Origin of the sequence: Fusobacterium sp. DD2 (assembly GCF_018205345.1) — a bacterium.
GTDB lineage: Bacteria > Fusobacteriota > Fusobacteriia > Fusobacteriales > Fusobacteriaceae > Fusobacterium_A.
This window is the reverse complement of sequence record NZ_JADRHM010000101.1, coordinates 1-5262: the sequence shown is the minus strand read 5'-3', so window position 1 is coordinate 5262 and position 5262 is coordinate 1. Positions and strand designations below refer to the sequence as shown.

The 5262-nt window shown below is 32.0% G+C and carries 6 protein-coding genes; 3 read left to right on the top strand and 3 right to left on the bottom strand.

What is annotated here, in order from left to right; translation table 11 throughout:
• Nucleotides 1-49 precede the first annotated feature (49 nt).
• The 3 genes from IX290_RS11085 to IX290_RS11075 all read right to left on the bottom strand — a co-directional run bounded on the left by IX290_RS11085 (nucleotide 50) and on the right by IX290_RS11075 (nucleotide 2154).
• Nucleotides 50-1429, bottom strand: a complete 1380-nt coding sequence (locus IX290_RS11085; RefSeq protein WP_211493254.1) for a glycoside hydrolase family 1 protein — start codon at nucleotides 1427-1429, stop codon at nucleotides 50-52.
• On the bottom strand, nucleotides 1422-1877 hold the full coding sequence (locus tag IX290_RS11080; RefSeq protein ID WP_211493253.1) for a DUF3284 domain-containing protein: 456 nt from the start codon (nucleotides 1875-1877) through the stop codon (nucleotides 1422-1424). Before IX290_RS11080 ends, IX290_RS11085 begins: the two co-directional genes overlap by 8 nt.
• A 172-nt stretch (nucleotides 1878-2049) precedes the next feature.
• Nucleotides 2050-2154 (bottom strand): hypothetical protein, encoded by a 105-nt coding sequence (locus tag IX290_RS11075; protein WP_305798586.1) that lies wholly within the window; start codon nucleotides 2152-2154, stop codon nucleotides 2050-2052.
• Between the two features lie 340 nt (nucleotides 2155-2494).
• On the opposite strand from IX290_RS11075, the gene IX290_RS11070 reads away from it, so the two are divergent.
• From IX290_RS11070 to IX290_RS11060, 3 genes are all read left to right on the top strand, one after another.
• The gene (locus tag IX290_RS11070; protein WP_211493252.1) at nucleotides 2495-3706 is read left to right on the top strand and encodes a hypothetical protein; all 1212 of its coding nucleotides are present in this window, start codon (nucleotides 2495-2497) and stop codon (nucleotides 3704-3706) included.
• Nucleotides 3707-3738: 32 nt separating this feature from the next.
• Nucleotides 3739-4911: an amidohydrolase gene (locus tag IX290_RS11065; RefSeq protein WP_211493251.1), complete on the top strand. Its 1173-nt coding sequence runs from the start codon at nucleotides 3739-3741 to the stop codon at nucleotides 4909-4911.
• A gap of 113 nt (nucleotides 4912-5024) precedes the next feature.
• Nucleotides 5025-5262, top strand: a 238-nt coding sequence (locus tag IX290_RS11060; RefSeq protein WP_211493250.1) for a hypothetical protein, incomplete at its 3' end; no start/stop codon positions are given.

The window sequence follows — 5262 nt, the reverse complement described above, 5'->3', positions numbered from 1 at the left end:
GTCAGAGGAAACTATCCTCTGACACTCTAAAATTCAAGTATTTTTCTATCTAAAAGCCATTATTTTCAGCAAGTTTTTTAAACCAGTAACCTGATTTTTTTATTGTTCTGGAAGCATCATCAAGATTTAATTCAATGAGACCATATCTATTTTTATAAGCATTTAGCCATGACCAGCAATCTATTGAAGTCCATACCATGTAACCTAAACAGTTTGACCCTTCTTCAATTCCCTTGTGAAGGTATGTCAGATGCTCTTTTATAAAATCTATTCTATAGTCATCTTCAATCATTCCATTGTTTTTAAATCTATCTTCTCCTTCTACTCCCATTCCATTTTCCATAACTATCCAAGGAATATTCCCATAATTATCCTTTATATTTTTAGCTATGTCATAAAGCCCCTGTGGATATATCTCCCATCCTCTATGTGGGTTGATTCTTCTTCCAGGCATAATATAAGGATCATAGTAATATTCAGGCATAAATGGAGCCTCATCATTTGGTTTGCTTGCTCTTGCTGCAACTCTTAAAGGCTGATAATAATTTACACCTAATATATCAACTGTATTATTCTTAATTATTTCAAGTTCTTCCTCTGTATACTCTGGAGTAAGATTATGTTTCTTTATTATCTCTACAAGCTCTCTATCATATTCTCCTTTAACTGCTGGATCAAGGAAAGATTTATTGGCAAAAAGTTCTGCAATACGTGCTGCTTTTAAATCATAAGGATTATTTGATCTTGGATAAGCTGGTGTAAGATTTAGTATAATTCCTATACGTCCATCTTTTACAATCTCTTTAAATTCCCTAACTGCATAAGCAGAAGCAAGTGCCAAATTAAAAGCAACCTGTACAGCTTTTTTAGAGTCAACTTCCATAGGATAATGATACTGTTTTAGGTATCCACATTCAACTGTTACTATAGGTTCGTTAAATGTAAACCAGGTTTTAACTATATCTCCAAAAAGAGAAAAACATGTTTTAGCATAGATTCTATAAGCATTTACTACCTCTTTACTTGCAAATCCACCCTTTTCATCCTGAAGTACCAATGGAGTATCAAAATGTGATAGATTTACAAAAGGTTCTATTCCATTTTCCTTAAGTTCAGTGAAATACTCTCTATAAAATCTTATAGCCTCTTCATTTATCTCACCAATACCATTAGGAAAAAGTCTTGCCCATGAAATAGAAGTTCTAAACACATTATGCCCAGTCTTTTTTAAAAGCTTAATATCCTCTTTAAAATGTGTATACACACTGGAAGTTGTCTCTGGTCCTATTCCATTGTGAAATTTATAAGGCTCTGTTATATATAGCTTATCCCAGACAGTAAGTCCTTTATTATCACCTTGGAAACGCCCTTCACTTTGCTCTGCACTGGTTGAACTTCCCCAATAAAATCCCTTTGGAAACTCAATCATTCTTTTCCTCCTGTTTTTTCTGTTTTTCTTTCTCTCTATTTTTTAAATACTCTTCTACCATTCTGAACATTGTTTTTTTTCTACGTTTTAAAAAGTATAAGAAAGTAAATTCAATTAACATATGGTTATAGTTTTTAAGCCACGAATCTCCTACATACTTTTCAATATAAGTAACCTCAATCTTCTTCTCTTCAAGTTCTCTTATTTTATACTCAACTGTATTAACTCCCATAGGGCTGGTAAATTTTATAAGATAATCCTCATTTTCAACAAGTTTAACTACCTCACCCTGAGTATTTACTCCCTGATTAAATTTTGTTGATAATACCTTTTCAAACTTAAAGCCTGGGGTTACTTTTCCTTTTATATTAAACTCATTTCTTAGATTTTCTAATAAAAAATTATAGAAAACCTCCTTTGATACATTCATTTGTACAACTACTTTCATTTCCTTCTGCTCCTTATTATTAATAATATTGTACCAATAACAACAAAAGTTAACCCCATAATGAGATTAATAGGCATTTTAGTCTTAAGATAAATGACTATAAAAAGAGTCCCAATTGTTATTATAAAAAGTGACCATGATTTCATACTTTCCTTATTCCTCTTTTACTCTGTTAGCTATAATTACAAATGGTGTCCATATATGCAGCTTTTTTCATTTTTGTAACAAGAAAACTAGTAGACATTCCAGCTGAACATACTAATAAAATTTTTTTCATAATTTTCCTCCTCAAGATAAGTTAATATTGTAATAAAATTATACCGTAAAGTTTTTTATTTTTCAACTTGTAATGAAACGATACATATATTTTGAGAAAAAATTACAATAATAACTTTAAATAATATATGTAATTTATTATTTATATTTGATTTGTTCACGAAAACAGAATAAACTTTTTAATAATAAAAAAGTAGTATATAAGTACTGAAAATAAATACACTAGATTGAAATATACCCCTTAAATAATTTGGAAATTTTTTTAATTTCCATTATAAACTGTACAACTTATAATTATATTCACATAAAATCTAATCTAAATATCTTCAGGAGGGGTCTTTATGCACGCTGTTACACCGCTTTTAGCATTTTTATTAGTTTTAACTGCAATGACAATTGGGGATATTATCTCTGCAAAAACTAAGGCTTTTGTCCCATCTGTATTTGTTACTGCTGTTGTTTTCTTGGTTGGATACTGGTATATATTTCCACAGGACATAGTCACTGTAGCAAATCTTGGACAACCAATTGTAGTAATGATGATGTATCTTTTGATAGTTCACATGGGAACACTTATGAATTTCAGAGAGCTTATGGCCCAATGGAAAACTGTTTTAATCTCACTTGCTGGAGTCATTGGAATCATCATTCTTCTTATGACAGTTGGAATAGCTCTTTTAGGTAAAGAAACTGCTATTGTTGGTACTCCACCATTAACTGGAGGAATTGTAGCTGCAATTCTTATGAAAGATGCTGCAGCTGCTATGGGAAATGACAAACTTGCAATAGTTGCAATACTTGTATATGTACTTCAGGGATTTATTGGATATCCTCTCACTGCTATCTTACTTAAAAAAGAAGGAATAAGACTTTTAAGTGATTATAGAAAAGGAATCAAATCTGACTTAGTTGTTCAGGCTGAAAAAGGAGAGACTCATAAAAAACTTCTTCCACAACTTCCAGCTAAATACAACACTACATATATGCATCTGTTCAGACTTGGATTTGTAGCATGGCTTACAGATATATTTACAAAAGCTGTAAATAATGGTATTTTCCACAATCCAAAAGCTATATCTCCATTTGTTGTAGCACTTGTATTTGGAGTTATTGCTGGTCAAATTGGACTTGTTGACAGAGAGCCACTAGTAAAAGCAAATTCATTTGGTTGGGCTATGACTACTCTTATGGCCTTTATATTTGGTGGACTTAGTAAAGCAACACCTGAAATGCTTGAACAGGTTGCAGGTCCATTAGTAGGAATTATCATAATTGGTGTAATTGGACTTCTAATATTTGCATGGATAGCTGGAATTATTCTTCACGAATCTAAATATATGGCACTTCCTATTGCACTTAATGCACTTTATGGTTTCCCACCTAACTTTATACTTACAACAGAAGCAATTAACTCTTTAACTGATAATAAAGAGGAAATAAAATATCTAAATGATGTTATGATGCCTAAGATGTTAATTGGTGGATTTACATCTGTTACTATAGCTTCTGTAGTAGTTGGTGGAATTTTTGCAAGTATGCTTCAAAATCTTTAATTTTATTTATAAATAGTCTTGGAGGAAAAAATATGAATATTAGAAAGATAACTGAAAAATACAAAGATTATATTATTGAAAAAAGAAGATATTTCCATATGCATCCAGAGTCAAGTAATAATGAATTTAATACCTCTAAAGTTGTACAGCAGGAACTTGATAAACTTGGAATTCCATATGAAATAGTTGCCAAAACTGGTATTATTGCCAGAATAAAAGGTGGAAAACCTGGTAAAACAGTGCTTTTAAGAGCTGATATGGACGCACTTGAAGTATGTGAAAAAAATGATGTACCATATAAATCTCAAAATGAAGGACGTATGCATGCATGCGGTCATGATGGTCATACTGCTATGCTTTTAGGAGCTGCTCATGTTTTAAATGAAGTAAAAGATGAACTTAATGGTACTGTAGTTCTACTATTCCAAAAAGCAGAAGAGATTGGAACAGGGGCTAAAGAGATGATAGATGAATCTGGTATCTTAAAAGAGGTAGATGCAGTCTTTGGTATCCATCTATGGCAAGGAGTAGAAGTTGGAAAGGTATCTTTAGAAGCAGGGCCTAGAATGGCTGCAGCTGACCATTTCCTAATTAGAATAAAAGGTAGATCTGGGCATGGATCAATGCCACAGGATACTATTGATGCTGCAGTTGTTGCATCATCAATTGTTATGAACCTACAACATCTTGTAAGCAGAAATACAGATCCATTAGATACACTTGTTATTACTGTTGGTAAAATAGATGTTGGAACAAGGTTCAATATAATTCCTGGTGAAGGACTTATAGAAGGTACTTCCAGATCATTTGATGAAAAGATATGGGAAGATATACCTAATAAGCTTGAAAGAGTTGTAAATGGCGTCTGTGCCGCTTATGGAGCAACTGGATCTGTTGAAATGAGAAGAGTTGTCCCACCTCTATCTAACAACCCTGAAATCTCAAAAATTCTTTATGATGCTCAGGCTAAACTTTATGGAGAAGATAGCATAGTTAAGTATGAAAAAACTACTGGTGGAGAAGATTTTGCATATTTCACAAGAGCACTTCCTGGAGCACTTGCATTTGTAGGTATCAGAAATGATGCCAAAGGAATAAATGCCCCTCATCATAATGAACACTTCAATATGGATGAAGATGCATTGGAAATAGGTGCAAGCTTATATGCACAATTTGCAATAGACTACCTTGAAAAAAACAGATAAAACACCATAATATTATAAAAGAAAGCCATCCTTTATTTTAAAGGGTGGTTTTTTTATTATATGTGGTATAATGGTAGTCAGATATATTAATAAATTATGCAGGAGGAGTATATATGTTATTGGAAATTTCTAGAATTAAAAATGGCGGGAAAACAAAAATAAAAGAGTTTTCTGAGTATCTTCAGGTTATTTTTGAAACTGACGAAAATAATGTCTGCAATAAAATAAGAGTTTTTGATCCTAAGTATTCCGGTGCAGGAGACCTCTACATTGATGATATTTATAAAGTAAAGGTAGATGGAAGAGTTATGGAATATATTTTTCCTCAAACAACTGCTCAACTATCAAAAA